Source organism: Syntrophomonas zehnderi OL-4 (assembly GCF_000983115.1).
Classification (GTDB): Bacteria; Bacillota; Syntrophomonadia; order Syntrophomonadales; family Syntrophomonadaceae; genus Syntrophomonas_B; species Syntrophomonas_B zehnderi.
The window spans coordinates 55986-71507 of the sequence record NZ_CGIH01000018.1 but is presented as its reverse complement, the minus strand read 5'-3'; the positions used below and the strand labels follow the sequence as shown (position 1 = coordinate 71507).

At 42.8% G+C, this 15522-nt stretch carries 10 protein-coding genes; all 10 read left to right on the top strand.

Annotated features, from left to right (window positions below; all coding sequences use genetic code 11):
• Positions 1-475 precede the first annotated feature (475 nt).
• The 10 genes from brxF to AAV90_RS05015 all read left to right on the top strand — a co-directional run bounded on the left by brxF (position 476) and on the right by AAV90_RS05015 (position 15143).
• A complete protein-coding gene (gene brxF / locus AAV90_RS05055; protein ID WP_046495067.1) occupies positions 476-931 on the top strand; it encodes a BREX-3 system P-loop-containing protein BrxF in 456 nt (151 codons plus the stop codon).
• A 29-nt stretch (positions 932-960) separates the two neighbouring features.
• Entirely contained in the window at positions 961-4572 is a 3612-nt protein-coding gene (locus AAV90_RS05050; RefSeq protein WP_046495069.1) for a DUF6079 family protein, read from the top strand.
• A gap of 3 nt (positions 4573-4575) precedes the next feature.
• On the top strand, positions 4576-7110 hold the full coding sequence (locus tag AAV90_RS05045; protein ID WP_052729532.1) for a DNA methyltransferase: 2535 nt from the start codon (positions 4576-4578) through the stop codon (positions 7108-7110).
• Positions 7111-8907, top strand: a complete 1797-nt coding sequence (locus AAV90_RS05040) for a DEAD/DEAH box helicase (protein ID WP_046495071.1) — start codon at positions 7111-7113, stop codon at positions 8905-8907.
• Positions 8904-10466: a PglZ domain-containing protein gene (locus AAV90_RS05035; RefSeq protein WP_084691428.1), complete on the top strand. Its 1563-nt coding sequence runs from the start codon at positions 8904-8906 to the stop codon at positions 10464-10466. Before AAV90_RS05040 ends, AAV90_RS05035 begins: the two co-directional genes overlap by 4 nt.
• Positions 10463-11170, top strand: coding sequence for a hypothetical protein (locus AAV90_RS05030; protein ID WP_046495075.1), 708 nt, complete (start codon positions 10463-10465; stop codon positions 11168-11170). The genes AAV90_RS05035 and AAV90_RS05030 overlap by 4 nt, the downstream gene beginning before the upstream one ends.
• Before the next feature lie 191 nt (positions 11171-11361).
• Positions 11362-12327, top strand: a complete 966-nt coding sequence (locus AAV90_RS15385) for a DEAD/DEAH box helicase (protein WP_242847458.1) — start codon at positions 11362-11364, stop codon at positions 12325-12327.
• A gap of 5 nt (positions 12328-12332) precedes the next feature.
• Positions 12333-13517 carry a DEAD/DEAH box helicase gene (locus tag AAV90_RS15380; RefSeq protein WP_242847462.1) on the top strand — a complete coding sequence of 395 codons (1185 nt, stop codon included), beginning with the start codon at positions 12333-12335 and terminating at the stop codon, positions 13515-13517.
• A complete protein-coding gene (locus tag AAV90_RS05020) occupies positions 13517-14197 on the top strand; it encodes a DUF2290 domain-containing protein (protein WP_046495076.1) in 681 nt (226 codons plus the stop codon). The genes AAV90_RS15380 and AAV90_RS05020 overlap by 1 nt, the downstream gene beginning before the upstream one ends.
• 121 nt (positions 14198-14318) lie before the next feature.
• Complete coding sequence (locus AAV90_RS05015; protein ID WP_046495078.1) at positions 14319-15143, top strand: BRO-N domain-containing protein; 825 nt, start codon at positions 14319-14321, stop codon at positions 15141-15143.
• Positions 15144-15522: the final 379 nt, after the last annotated feature.

Below are 15522 nucleotides of genomic sequence, written 5' to 3'. Positions count from 1 at the left end.
CGGCGAGGACTGTTATCGCTCCGCTAGATAAAATATAAGATGAATTTTGGGTGACTTTGATTGATTGTGACATAATTTTGTCACACGAAATATGTAATCTAAAAGATATCAGCGAGGACACGCTGCCCGAACGGCCTTGTCTGCGCAGCAGCCAGGCCGGTATAATTCCGGTGGGTAGGGTGTCCCGTCCGCGAACGGAAGGCGCAGGGCGGAGGGCCACTCACATCCGCGCATATGATCGCGCAGCGCGCGCGGGTGAGTGCCGATCGGGCAGTCTGGAGCCCTGGCCTGTAGCGGGATAGCCACCTTTCGATAATGGAGATTATGTAGGCGTAGCGCACCCGAAGGGCTTCATAATCCGCTATTACCGGAAGTTGGCGGTCAGAACTATGATTGGATAGCATAATTAGGCTGAGTATTATTTAATCAATGATTATAATTGCAGTATAAATTATATAGATCAGGAGGTTTTACAATGAAACTGGAAATATTATTGGAACAGAATCGCAGTAATTACTATAAGATGCTGGTCATTATTGATAACGCCAGGCAGTATGAGAAAATTACTGGGGCTTTGGCACCACAGGGCTGGCAAGCCTTTAATGTGACTGATCATATTTTGGAATTGGTCGAGCGTATCCCTGAGAATGAACGAAAATTGCGGATTGGCAGGATTATAAAGGAATGGTTTAAGGAGCTGCCGGATCAGGTCATACTCTATGATACCAGCATACTCTTTTCTCCTGAGTTAGGTAGATTAAATCCGGTAGGGGCTTTCAAATACAAATCCCGGGAGAAAGAAATAATTGTTATTATGAACGGCCAGGTTTATGGGGAACGGGTGCGCTATTCAGAGCCGGGACGGGAGGATTATTCAGAGATAGATCTCAGTGAGCTTATTCATAGTAAAATAGAAGATGTTGAGTTTTAGCCTTGCAGTATGGAATGAGGAGGAAGACCATGATAAAAGTTCGTGAGCTATTGAACTTTGAGAAAATAAAAGAAGTAATTGATATTGATGCCATTGACGACAAGCAGGCGATGGTTGAAAAGTACGTCATATCCAAGGATATGCAGGAATACCTGGTTCATCTCCTTGAAGACATAAATGCACCGCAGCATAAGGCTGCCCAGATTGTGGGCGGTTACGGTTCTGGTAAATCACATTTGCTGGCTTTTTTGATTTCAATTTTAACTGAGCCAAAATTACGTCAATACATCCAGGATAAAGAGCTAAAAAAACTTGCGCAGCAAATCAAACGGGATTTTGTCATCATTCACTGGGAACTGCAGCCCAATGACGTGGATCTGTCTCAATACTTCTATTTTGAAGTAGCCTCTCAATTGGCTGCTAAATATGCCATTGATATTGAATTCAAAACAGAAGGAGTAGTGGATCACAAGAAAAATATTCTGGATCTGCTCGATAAAATCAAAGCGGATGACCCCAGTCGGGGATTAATCGTTATAATGGACGAAATATCCGATTTTCTCAAGCAGAAGGACAAAGAGAAAATTACCCGTGATATGCAGTTCATGCGGGTACTTGGTCAGGTGGCGCAGAGCAGCGACTTTACCTTTATTGGTGCCATGCAGGAACATATTTTTTCGAACCCCAAATATGTAGATGAAGCCGAAAGTTTTGGCAGGGTATCAGAGCGGTTCCAGGTTATTACCATTAAACGTGAAGATATCAAGCGGGTTATTGCTCGCCGGGTTCTGAATAAAACGCCCGAACAGAGAATGGAACTGGGAAAACTTTTTGATGAGTATAAAAAGTATTATCCCAATATTCAGGCCAACCTGGATGAATATATAGATCTGTTTCCCTTACATCCTTATGTGATTCAGATTTTTAGTGAACTCCCGTATTTTGAAAAACGCGGAGTTATTCAATTTACCGTGCAGGAAGTGGAAAAAGTCCTGGATGAATCCTTCCCTTGCTTGATTACCTATGACCGCATTTTTGATGAAATGAATTCCAAGCACACGGTTAAGAACTTGGAAACAGTATCACCGGTTATCAATGCAGTACAGACTTTGGACAGCAAAATTGATTTGCTGGATACCCGTAATCAGTCAGAAGCACGGCAAATTGTCAAAGCTCTGGCGGTGCTCCATCTTTTCAGCAAGACCAATAACAATGGAGCTACCCTGGAAGAATTAGCCAATACGCTCCTGGTACTGCCCGGCAATAAAATGATGGAAGCCAGTGATGAAATCGGTCTGGTTCTGAACCGTTTGCGTAAAGTAACCGATGGGCAGTTCATCAGTGTAACCAAAGACGGTTATTATTATCTGGATCTTACGGTTCAGATTGATTACGATCAGGTCATTGAAAGAAGAAGCGATAATCTGCCGGATGCTATTCAAGATGAGAGAATTATCTCTATTCTAAGAGACCAGCTCATGCTGGGAGTGGAATTACCTGCGGGAGGATACCTGGATACCTGTACCTGGACCACCCGGCGGTCATTTCGCAACGGTTTGTTTATCTATGAAACCGGCAGGGGTGAAATCGTTGCCGAGAACGGAGATTATCAACTGGTTTTTGTCTCCCCGTTCTGTTCCAAGAATCGATACAAAGCTGCTCCTAACCGCATCGTCTGCAGCGGTTCCTTGAGTGAAGAAGCGCAGGCATTGCTGAAAAAACTGGCTGCGGTATACCTCCTCATTGCGGAGAAATATCAGGTCAGTATTATGGAAAAAAGATTGGTTGGTATTCGCAAAGAATTTATTGCTGCTTTAGTCAGTTCCTATTTGGAGTCTGGTATGATTGAAATCGGCAAGGAGAAAAAATCCATTAAAAGCCTGATATCCAGAGAGTTTAGGAATTTTGATGAGTTATTTTCTGAATTGAAACCAACTTTGCTGCAGCCATACTTTGAGGCTACTTACCCCAAACATCCTCGTTTCCCGCAGTTGATCAGCCGGGATAATATAGAGGGGGAATTTTCCGGAGCGATCAGGGATCTTATCAATCGTAACGGTGTTCAATCCCTCTTTGGAGGCAGTAAGGCAATTTTAAGCGCGCTTGATCTGGTGGATCAAAGCGGGCAGTTAAATACCGCACAATCAGAAATCGTTCAAAATATTCTGCAGGATGCGAGGGAACAAAACGGCAAGAATCTAGACGTAGAAAAGCTTATCAGCAAATTGGAACAAGCTCCTTATGGCTATCATCCCTTAATGACTAGCTTTGTTCTGGTGGTGCTTACCTACAATGGGGAGATTGCTTTAAAAGCTGCCGGAGGGAAGACGATCAGTTCTTCGGAAGTATCCGAGGTGTTTGCCAGCGGTTTGGATGCCTTTGGCAATATAAAATACCTGTTCATTGAAAGTGAAATTAATCCGCAGCCGCTGATTGAACTTTTCATAGCCATCGGCATAGCGCCTGACCAGGCAGCCAAATTGAGAAAAACCAATAAACGCGGTGAAGCAGTCCAGGATTTTCGTACCCGTTATCTGGAGATAAAGGAACAATGCGAACAGGTGCAGGTCCGACTGGCGAACATTTCACTGCAGCACCGGGATGTAGTGGATGTCAATGGGTTGAAAGCCAGGCACGTTAATTTAAGCAACTTGCCATTAAACGACTTTGATGGAGTCAAAACCCCGGCTGACCTAAAAAAGATCGTCTATCCCAAGGAGCAAATTCAGACCATTGCCGAAGCTGCACAGGTGCTTCAGCAATTGGTAACCCTGTATGAGATGTATTCCAACCAAATCAAAACTGAATTGGAGTATGGTTTAAAAGTGAAGCAGGTTATCCGCGATTTTCCTGGATTCATTCAGGTGGACGGTCTGGAGGAAATGCTTACGGATGCTCTGGCGATCTTGGCTGATGCCGAAAAGCTGATTGATCCAGCCGGACGTCAGCCTCTCTTGGGGAAACTCCAGCAGGTGCGTAAAAAATATCAGGCAGCTTATTATAAAGAACACGAACGCTGTGTTGGTTCCAAGGTTGATTGGAGTCGCCTGCAAACGATTACCGCTGATCAAAAATATAAAAACCTTTTGCTGTTAAAAAACGTCAGGATTCTAGACAAGCGTTTGTTTGCCAATGTGGAAAACGGGATTATAAATGCCGGCAACCTGCGCTGCGATGATTTTAAACTGGAGCTTCTTGAGAATGAAGCCATGTGCCTCCGTTGTCATTTTCCCAGCAGTTATAGGGTTGATTTAAAACAAAGATTGGATGTTATTGAAGAACGTATTGAGGCATCTTGGAAAGATTGGGAGAGTAACATCCTTACCGAGGTGAACAATTACAAGGATAATATTCAGTATCTCCAGGCGGATGAAAAACAGGAGATCAGCTATATATTGAAAAACGGAACCCTGCCCGAGGTGATTACGACTACCCTGGTGAAAGCACTGAATCATCTCTTTGATGAACTGGAGATTATTGAATTAAACCCGAAAAAACTTATGGAGCACCTGTTCAAGGAATCACAGGTCCTGGATTACTACAGCCTGGAGCGGAATTTAAATGAATTCAAGCAAATGCTGGTAGCAGGCAAGGATTTGGAAAAGATTAGAATTAAGCAAGCAGAAAAGGATGGCGAATAAATCATGGCCAAACAGTCAGAACTGGCATTTGAAAAAGAAGCTAAAAAGCCTAAAGCAAAGGATGAGTTTGCTGAGTCCTGCCGTCCCCTGGCGGAACTGCTGGATTCAGTGCGAAATATTGATGGGTTCCCTATAGGTAAGGATGAGGATATCCTGGCCCTATCGGACCCGCCTTATTATACGGCTTGTCCGAATCCATATATTAATGATTATATTGCTCGTTATGGCAAGCCCTATGATGCAAAAAAGGATAAATACAAGCGGGCACCTTTTGTGGCGGATGTAAGTGAAGGCAAAAATGATCCAATATATAATGCACATTCATATCATACCAAGGTACCTCACAAGGCGATTATGCCTTTTATTGAACATTATACAGAGCCAGGGGATATAGTCTTTGATGGCTTCTGTGGAACTGGCATGACCGGGGTTGCCGCCCAGATGGTGGGGAGAAGAGCGATTTTGTCAGATCTTTCACCGGCTGCTTCATTAGTTGCCTATAATTATAATACTCCTGTTGATATAGGAGAATTCAATTCAGAGTCAGCAAGAATCGTTGAACAGGTTGAGGAAGAATGTGGGTGGATGTATGAAACCAGGCATACTGATGGTAAAAAAGGTCGTGTAAACTTTGTCCTCTGGTCAGATGTATTTATATGTCCATATTGTAAAAATGAGTATGTTTTTTCTAATGTAGCGTGGGATAAAGACAGGCGTAAAATACTTGATACATATAAGTGTACACATTGCCAAGCAGAAATAACAAAAAGAGAAAGTCAATCATCGATGGTAAAACACTTTGATCCTATTATTGGCCAAGATGTAATCCAGGCAAAACAAGTGCCGGTGCTCATTAATTGCAAGGTAGGAAAAAAGCGAGTTGATAACCCGCCGGGTGAGTTTGATAAGGAGATGCTAAAAAAGATTGATTCAATGGCAATTCCCTATTGGTTTCCTACAGATCGTATGCCAGAAGGTGATGAATCTAGGAGAAATGATAGATTAGGAATTACTCATGTCCATCATTTTTATTCTAAAGCTAATCTTTGGACCATGGCAGCTTTTTGGCATTGGTTTCAGAACTCAAGTAAGAATATAAGAAACCGGATTATTTTAGCTCATTCAGCATCTAATTTCTATCTATCAAGAATGCGGAGATTTAGACCTGATAAAAAAGGAGGGGGACCTTTAGCTGGGACACTATATGTATCTTCGTTGACTACCCCACCTAATGTTATTCTTACTGTTGAGCGAAATTTAAAATATTTATCGGATGGTTTGCGAGAAATAAGTAAAGTACCAAATAGAGCGGTAATTTCTACACAGAGTGCTACTGATCTACCGATTTCCGATAATAGTATTGATTATATTTTTACTGATCCACCTTTTGGTGATAACATAATGTACTCAGAGCTTAATTTTCTCTGGGAAGCATGGCTAAAAGTATTTACCAATAATAAACCTGAAGCTATTATGAATGATGTTCAGCTCAAAGGGCTAGATGAATATAAGGAACTAATGACATCTTGTTTTAAAGAAATGTATCGTATTCTGAAACCAAATCGATGGATCACAGTTGTTTTCCATAATTCTAAGGCTTCAGTGTGGAATGCTATTCGGGACGCCATGACCAAAGCAGGTTTTATAGTGGCACAGGTTACAGTTCTTGATAAAAAACAAGGTAGCTTTAAACAAGTAACATCAGCCGGGGCGGTTAAAAATGACCTGGTTATTAATGCTTATAAGCCTAAAAAAGAATTTGAAGAACATTTCCTGCGATTGGCAGGAGAAGGATTAGAAATAGAATTTGTAAAGGAGCATCTTGATCACCTACCGGTAGAAATAAATATCGAACGTACCGATCAAATGCTCTACTCAAAGATGCTGGCACATTATTTTCATCGCGGATATGATTTTCGTATGAATGCTCGTGAGTTTTATGGCATGCTCAGAGACCACTTCAAGTTAATCGATGGTTTCTGGTTTAATGATGACCAGGTCTTGGACTATGAAGAGTGGAAGAAGGCGCAGGGACTGGACAAGATTCGAGAGATAAAGAGCGGAGAACAGTTGCTTTTTGTTACAGATGAAAAGTCGCTTATTGTATGGCTTTATCAATTTCTAGAAACTCCCCAGACCTACAGTGATATATATACTGCCTCCCGCAAGATGATAAGCGGAGTAGAGGATGAGATTCCAGAACTTCGTGAACTACTGGATCAAAACTTTATAATGGAAAATGGCAGCTACCGCCGGCCCCGGACCCGGGAAGAGGAAGAGAAGATCGAAGCGCAGCGGCAGCGTGATCTCCTGCGCAGCTTTGATCAAGTAATTAATGCTGCCCGGACCAGCACCAAGAAGATAAAAGGAGTCCGTAAAGAGGCCATTGTCCTCGGTTTTACCCAGGCATACCAGGAAAAACGCTATCAAGATATAATCGATGTGGCTAAACGCCTCGATCCCAAGATTATCGAAAATGATTCCCAGATCAACGATTTTGTAGAGTTTGCCCGTTTTAAAACCGGTGAGGACCTATAGATGAAGATCGGCGACCAGGTTCGCTGCCAGGCAGCGGCTGAAAAAGGCCTCGGGGTAATTGTCGGACAGCAGAAGCTGTTTCAACATAATTATGTGGAGGTCTTTTTTGCCGGTAGGGGGGAGACTATTAGCTTTCCCGCAAATGAATTGCTGACGGTTCAATCTCCTGAGGAGATGGTCCGGCAACAGCAATTTTCACCAGCCCGCCGCTTTCTACTGCGTCTTTTTAACCAGCAGCTGCAGGCATCCTATACCAGCGATGGTCTGCAGACAGCTGCCAATTTTAAGATTCTTCCCTTGCCGCATCAGCTTTTGGCGGTTAAATATGTATTGAACCAGCCCTCGCCCCGGGTCCTGATTGCCGATGAGGTGGGACTGGGCAAAACCATCGAAGCCGCCCTGATTTATGAAGAATTAAAGGCTCGGGGGATGGTCGAGCGGGTTCTCATCGTGGCTCCTTCAGGTCTTTGTTTGCAGTGGCAGGAAGAGCTGCGGCAGAAGTTCGACGAAGATTTTGCGATATACGACCGGGAAACGGTGCAGACATTAAAGCAACTGCATGGGCAGAGTACCAACATATGGAGATTAAAGGATCGCATCATTACCTCACTTGATTTTATCAAACCCAAGAAGATGAATGAGGAGATCCAGGAAACAGCCTTGCGCAGACGCGGCTGGCATAATGAACATGTCAGCGAAGCAGCGGCGCAGGCAGGTTTTGATCTGGTGATTTTTGATGAAGCCCATAAACTAACCAAAGACATGAGCGGTGAGGAAACCGCTCGTTTTAAAGCAGGGAAGGTCCTGGCCGAAACGGCTCCCTGCTTTCTGCTGCTTTCGGCTACACCTCATCAGGGTGATTCAGTTCGCTTTCGGTATTTGTTAAGCCTGATTGATCCCCATCGCTTCTACCGCGGCTGTGATCTTAATCCTGAAAACGTGAAAGCCATAACCGTTCGCAACAATAAACGGGCGGTGGTGGACTTTCAAGGTCAGCGGCTATTTAAACAGCGCATAACCTCCCTGTGCAAAATTAGCCGTGATAAAGCCGAGGATGCGATTGAGCTGCAGCTTTACGCGGCGGTCAGTGAATATGTAAGCAAGTTTTACAACCTGGCCCGGCAAGAACAGAATCAGACCATGGTCAGCGGCAAGCACTGGAAAAACGTGATATTCCACCAAAGTCAGGCACTGGAGAAGGAAGAATGTGATCTACTGGGGCCAGGCCATCCCTATATGATGACTGTATCTGCCAAAGCAGCCCAGGAATTGACCATGGACATAAGCGCCCGGATGCAGGTGGAAGAAGGTAAATTTGCCGGGGAGACGGGCGTCCTTTTTATATATAAGCTAAAGTTGAACAACTATGTAGATCGGGAGAGGCTGTTCATCATTCCCTGTTTTATTAGCGCAGCCGGGCAGTATCATTCCCGGATCTCAAAATATTTTCAGGAAATGCCGGAGCGGGTACGGGATCTAATTAAAATTGAACCTGGGCTGGATTGGGACCTGTTGATGGAGAAAGGGCAGAACAATGCCGAACGGCTGGCCGAATCGATTTACTATGAAGAAACCTTAAATCTGGAGGATAAGATTCGTAAGCAGGAAGAAAGCCGACAGGCCTATTTCCAGGCCCGCGAACAAGCATTGCTGCGCATTGCAGTTGACAACATTCGTAACGCCAGGCTAAATGAATTACAGGAAGAGATGAGGAGGTTTCAATTGCAGTCCCGCAGGAGAAGACAATTGATCCCGTCACTGAATTGCGAACAAATTGCCTATGTGGAGTTTGTATGATGAAAAAGTGGTTTGATATTTTACTTGATAAGGCCAAACGGTCCTACAGTCAATTGATGGTTGTCAATGACCCGGATCAGTTGGGGAGCGATCCCTTGTTGCTTGACCTGCTGAAACAGGATTTTGCAGTGGTCAGTTTTCAGGGGGAATTATCGTTACGCCAATTCATACGCCAGCACCAGAACCGGCAAATATTGATTTTGCTGCAAAAGGAGGCTGCTTGTCTGCCCTTTGATGTCGAGCAAAATGCGGATTTAATCAGCTGGACCCTGACGGATATCTTTCCCCGGCTTGACAGTAAAGCACTGAGAATGTTTGAGATGGACGGCTATCAGTCTATATATGAGGCTTATCAAGAGTCAGCCGATACCTTGGGTATTCAGGATGAACAGCAAACCTTGTTTCTGATCAGGGAATGGATTGCCATGGGCAAGGTACTGGTTCGTGAAAAAGATTATGCTGGTATTGCCAATGTAAAGACGCCAAAAAAGACTGAGGAAGTGCTTGATAAAGACAGCTCAACATACAACTATGCCCGGTTGGTAAAGGACATCAGGAAGCTTTTGGAGCAGGACAAGAAAGATTGGCAGCTTATCGCGCGGAGCTGGGGAGATTTGGAATCCCTCCACCCGGCTGAAATGCTGGAAGCCGATAGCTATTTTGCTTTGGATCATGAAATCAGCCAGCTCTTTCATGAATATATAATTCAGGAATATGATCAGTTATTTTTTGCCAGTTATATAAACGGCCCGGTTACCATTAACCAAACCATGCGTTATCTCAGCACCTTGGAAAATGAACGGATTGCCTTGTTGTGTTTCGATGGTATGGGTTTTCCCGAATGGGTTGGGCTGAAATCATATATGCGGGCTAATCAATGCGGGGATTTTCGTGAGAATGCCACCTTCGCCATTATCCCCACGTTGACATCCTCGTCGCGTAATTCGTTATTCAGCGGGGAGGTATTTCTGGACAACATGGGCTCGGAATCATCAGGGTTCAATAAGGCGGTTGATAATTTCTTTCTCCATGGAAAGAGTAAAACCAAGCGGTTATTTGTTAATACCGATGGGAAATGGGATCGTGATTATCTAAATTATGATGTGTTGGGGATTGTTTTTGATATTATTGATAACGTTGGACACAAGAGCATTTTATTCTCCCGGAGCAAAAAAAATATGCATCACCAGCTGCAGGAGCTCTATGGACAAACCCAGATTGCATTAACCATTTCAACTTTGTTAAAGGAAGGATATCGGGTGTTTCTTACTGCTGATCATGGCTCCATCTGGTGCTCCGGCAATGGGGTAAAAGCAGATAAGTATCTGGTTGAGGAGCGAGCGCTGCGGGCCTTGATTTATCCTAATTTGAAGCTGGCGGAAGAATTTGCTCGTAAGCATGATCTTGTGATAATGCAAAACCAACGTATTTTGGGAGAGAAAGTTCTGATCCTGCCGCCGGGAAGGGAAATGTTCAACCCGGCAGATAAGCTGGGGATCAGTCATGGTGCAATACATATTGAAGAAGTCGTAATACCATTTGTGGAGGTACTCTCATGATCGGATTTGACCGCCCGATAAGGCCGCGCTGGATCTATGACAGTTTGCTGCTGGCTGAACCGGGACAGAAACTAACTGAATTAAATCTTCCCTTTGAGGAAATAGCCCGTGAACTGACCGGTAAAGAGGGCAAAAGAAAAGTACGGACCGTTTTATTCCGCTGCTTCCTGCGCGATCCTGCCAATCAGATACGGGTGAGGGAAAAGCTGTGGTTGAAAGAACTTAGCGAGCAATATGATCTGGCGTTTATGACGCCGATCTATCTCTTTTATCTTATCGGCAGTACCGAAACCCTGATTACGATAGCCGAGCATATTTTCCGACTGTATGAATGGGGCAGTGAAATAAACCTCACCTTTCTGAAACTTAAAATGGTCGAAGGAGCCGGAGATCGGGATGTGGTAGCTCGTTCGGCAGGCTCATTTATAAATACATTGCATTTTTTTGAAGTGATTACAGAGTCAAATAAAAAGCTGATGCTTAACAAGCCACTGACAATTAACGAGGAGCAAGCGGCCATCATGCTGCAATTGTGGGCCAGAGAATTACGCCATACGCCTCAGATCGATTTAAACCAGCTGCCCTCAGCCATTTTTGGCTGGTTCAGCTGGCCAGATTTAAGGGCAGTAGCTCGTAAGTATAATGGGGAACTATGGGATTACCAGCACCGGATGGGTGGGGAGTATTTGGTGGTGTATAGCTAGGAAGAATAGCTGCACTTGAATTTCAATAATATGGCACCAGATTTATTGCTGTGATAATATGATATCCATATACTTAGAGATCAAACGATCTAATGATTGCTACACAATAAAAATGCTTTTTTGTGATATTTTTTATTATCGACTTTTCAACCTAATAAAAAAACGTTAATGTGGTGTTTGGAGGGTTTGGTATGATCAACATAATTCAGGGTACAAATAAGAAACCCATAGCTAGTCAACGACTTGCAGATTTTTTTGCTAATCGTTCTGATTATGAAGGATATCTATATATTGGTTATCCAATCATAGGTACGGCAGAAGGGCCTTTCCCGATAGATGCTCTATGGGTATCCAGGGAAAAAGGGCTGGTCATCTTCAATATAGTTGAAGGTCGAGATATATTGGAAGTCCGTGAAACTCAGGATGATAGCGTTAATAAATTAGAAGCCAAACTGCGGAGCTACAAAATCCTCATGAACGGAAGGAAACTGATACCATTAGTAAATGTTGTGACATTTGCACCGGCTAGAGATGATGCTACAAATTTTTCTCAAGAATGGTATCAGGTATGCAATGAAGCCAATTTAGAACAATGGTTGGAAACTATAAAATGGGATGACTCTGCTGTGTATCAGCAATTATTGGCTGTAATTCAGGCGATTTCTACAATTAGAAAGAATCGCAGGAAAAGAGATATAAAACAGGAAAATTCGAGAGGTGCTAAGCTTAAACAATTAGAAGATTCCATCGCCAATCTTGATAACTTACAGGGACGTGCTGTAATCGAGACAGTGGAAGGGGTACAACGTATCCGTGGTCTGGCCGGTTCAGGAAAGACAATAGTATTAGCCCTTAAAGCCGCATATCTACATGCCCAACATCCTGATTGGAAGATCGCCATTACTTTCAATACTCGTTCACTTAAAGGTCAGTTCAAGCAATTAATAAACACCTTTACGATTGAACAAACCAACGAAGAGCCTGATTGGGATAATTTACATATAATTCATGCTTGGGGAGCTCCAGGAGGGGGCCAACGCAACGGTGTTTATTATTCATTTGCCAAATTCACGGACTGGAGTACTATGATTATGGTTCTGCCAAAAATCAATTTGGACAGGGCAAGGAATTCGAAGGAGCATGCCAGCAAGCCGTGAGTGAAATGAAAACTCCTATTCCAATTTATGACGCAATACTTGTGGATGAAGCGCAAGATTTTCCGCCGGCTTTTTTACGGTTATGTTATGAACTCTTAAATGATGAGAAAAGGCTAGTGTATGCATATGATGAACTACAGGTCTTAAATTCACAGTCGATGCCATCGCCAGAGGAGTTGTTCGGTAAAAAGCCAGATGGTACACCACGCGTACGGTTCTCAACTCCGCAAATAGGGAAACCAAAACAAGATATAATACTGGAGAAATGCTATCGAAATTCGCGACCTGTACTAGCAACTGCGCATGCATTAGGATTCGGCATATACCGGAAATCTGATCCTGAAATTGGAACAGGATTAGTACAGATATTTGATCAAAAGTCACTCTGGTTGGATGTAGGGTATGTGGCAATTGATGGGGACTTGGATGATGGGTGTGAAGTTACATTAGCACGAACGGAAGAGAGCAGCCCCAATTTTCTGGAAGCCCACTCTTCGATTGATGATTTAATTCAGTTTCATTGCTTTGGCTCACAACAAGAACAGGATGAATGGGTAGCAAATGCAATTGCTGATAATCTGGAAAAAGAAGAGTTTCTTCCGGATGATATTATAGTAATAAATCCAGACCCATTGTCTACTCGAAAAGTTGTGGGGCCGATTCGGGCTAGTCTCTTCGAGAGAAACATAAACACTCATCTAGCTGGAGTCGATACCTCACCCGATGTGTTTTCCAATGCTGAAATGGATTCAGTGACTTTTACAGGTATTTATCGTGCCAAGGGTAATGAGGCAGGAATGGTTTATATTATTAACGCCCAGGATTGTTATTCCTCCTTCGGTAATTTAGCTACCGTGAGGAATCAGCTTTTTACGGCAATTACTCGAAGTAAAGCATGGGTCCGTGTTTTAGGTTTTGGTAATGAAATGGAAAAGTTAGTGGAAGAGTTCAATCAGGTTAGAGAAAATAATTTCCAATTAAAATTTACTTATCCTACAAGTGAGCAAAGGAAAAATATGAATATCATCAATCGGGATATGACCGACGAAGAGAAACGTAGAATAAAGAGGGGGAAACATGAGCTTATAGGGCTTATTGAGGATCTTGAGTCTGGTAAAATTTTCGTTGAGGACCTGGGTCGGGATCAAGTGAAAAGGCTTCGCGAATATCTCAATAAGGAGGGCGAATAATGCCTACACCTGAGAGTATTCGTAACCAAGTGCAACAGCTTACTGAAGATTTAATTAGTTTAAGTCTTTGTAACCACCAAAACTTCCCTTCAATAAGGGATACGGCTGGTCATACTAAGGAAATTGGTTTCAGTCATGATAATGACTTAAGCATTGTGTTGAAAAACTTGCCTTATAAAGAAATATATGATGAATTGGAACGTGTTGAAGCTTATAATCTGAAAATGATTGATGGGGCATTGATACAAATGTCGTACCGCTTTATAAATGGTGATTTAAGTAGCCACCGACTAGCATTTTATCCATCGCCCAATTTGGAGGAATACCAGAACAACCCTGAAATATATGAAAATGATGAGATGTATGCTGATATCATAAAGAAAAATGTTGTCCCATTTCCGCTGAGATTTGATTATGATTCCCGAGAGGGAGTCACAGTAGAACTTGATCATCCGCTTTCTCATTTAACGCTAGGACAATATGCTAATTGTCGCATTCCTGTCAGTTCGCCTTTAACTCCATTAACTTTTATCAGCTTTATTCTAAGGAATTTCTATAATACTGCTTATTTAGAGTTCTGCGAAAAGATAAGGCAATTTAATGATGCTTTTCCAGAGACAATCCTTGGAGAAGAGAGAAATGTGATACATATCCAAGTGCCGAATAGAAAGTTTGCGTGATTTATTCCTGAATGGTCATCTTCTAGATTATTGAGGGATTGAAGTATTACTGCCGTTCTTCTGAAGGGCTTTTCTACTATATAAAGGGAAATGGAGAGACAGAAAGGTGGGGAGGAATGAAATGACTCAGGACAACACCATCAGACTATTTAACGATCGAAGAATTCGCGTTTTGTGGGATGATGAACAGGAGAAGTGGTTTTTTTCAATTGTGGATGTAATTGCAGTTTTGACCGAAAGTATTAATCCATCGGCATATTGGCGTAAACTAAAAGAGCGTCTGAAGAAGGAAGGAAATGAAAGTGTGACGAATTGTCACGCTTTGAAAATGATTGCCGCAGATGGGAAAATGCGTAATACCGATGTGGCTGATACCGAACAGATTTTAAGGCTTATTCAATCCATTCCTTCACCAAATGCTGAACCGTTTAAAATGTGGCTGGCCCAGGTCGGCAATGAGCGCATCAATGAGACGGCTGATCCTGAGCTGGCTATTGACCGTGCCTTGGAAACTTATCTTAAAAAAGGTTATTCCAATGCATGGATCAATCAACGACTGAAAAGCATCGAGGTACGCAAAGAACTGACTGATGAATGGGATAACAGAGGTGTAAAAAAGGGCCTGGAATATGCCATCCTGACCGATGAAATTACTAAAGCCTGGTCTGGTCATAACACCAGAGAATATAAGCGCTTAAAATCGTTAACGAAGGAAAACCTGCGCGACAATATGACCAATCTGGAATTGGTGCTGAATATGCTGGCAGAAGCGACTACCACCGAAATATCAAAAGAAAAAGAGCCGCAGAGCTTTGCAGATAATCAAGAAATAGCCCGGCAAGGCGGAACTGTAGCCGGAAATGCCCGCCGGGAAATCGAACAAAGGACCGGCAAGAAAGTGGTTACCTCCAAAAATGCCAAAGGAATCAAAGAAATTGAAGAGTAGAAAGCCGGATCAGGGTTTATAATTTTTAAATGTTAAAAACATATATGATGACAGTCAATTAAAACACTTGGCAACTATTCGGAAAATCCGAATAGTTCAAAAGAGGGAACTTGCGAGGTTTCAATATTCGTGCTTTGGAAAATATGTTTTCCCTGTAGGATGCTTTATGAATAGATTAGGGTTAAGAATTGTATATCACGCGCATGTCACGCGCGCGTGATAAAAGTCGCGCGATATGTTTAGGTAGTTTTTAGAAGTAATTAAGGATTGAATTTATTAAGATTAGTGGTTTGCTACAAAAATAGCTTCCAGTATGCTGATATTCGGCGTTTGCTGGTTTAGTATTTTGCTACCGAATTGCTACCGGGTTTATTTTTTT